The 639-nt window shown below is 70.0% G+C and carries 2 pseudogenes; both read left to right on the forward strand.

From position 1 onward, the window contains the following. Window positions 1–139: pseudogene (locus tag ACFXIV_RS48110) on the forward strand (arginine repressor); the annotation flags it as partial. Window positions 140–315: 176 nt separating this feature from the next. Beyond that, window positions 316–639, forward strand: a pseudogene (locus ACFXIV_RS48115) (hypothetical protein); the annotation flags it as partial.

Raw genomic sequence — 639 nt, forward strand, 5'->3', positions numbered from 1 at the left:
GGCCATCGACCAGGCGGGGGTGCACGAGATCATCGGCACCATCGCGGGGGACGACACGCTGCTGCTGATCAGCCGGGCGCCGGACGGCGGGCAGGCACTGGCCGACCATCTGCTGGCACTGGCGCAGAAGGAACGCTGAGCGCGCGCGAGGGGTGCACAAGACCTGTCCCGCGCGGTTCGCGGGCACTACCCTCACGGACAGCCAGTAGGGCACCACCCCCCACCCAGGTTGCATGCTGGCGCGGGCGCCCCCCATCTCCCACGGCCCCCTCGCAGCCGGGTGACGACGTGACCGCTGCTTGCAGGAGGATCAGGGTGAGAGTTCGCAAACGCCCGGCGCTGGTCGGCACGCTCGTGCTGGCCGCCTCGCTCGCGTTATCCACGGCGTCCGCCGAAGACAGGACCGGGCCGCGACAGGCGGACGTGTCCCTCACGAAGGTCGCCGAGGCCAAGAACCCCATCGACGGAACGGCCGGTCCCGACGGCACCGTCTGGATCGCCGAACGGTCGGGCACGGTACGGGTCCTGGACGACAAGGGACTCGGCGACCCCGTCGTCGACATCACTGAGGAGACCACCGAGGACGGTGAGCGAGGCCTTCTCGGCATCGCCTTCGATCCCGGTTTCGAGCATCTGTAC

It is taken from the genome of Nocardia sp. NPDC059236 (assembly GCF_042754085.1).
Taxonomy (GTDB): domain Bacteria; phylum Actinomycetota; class Actinomycetes; order Mycobacteriales; family Mycobacteriaceae; genus Nocardia.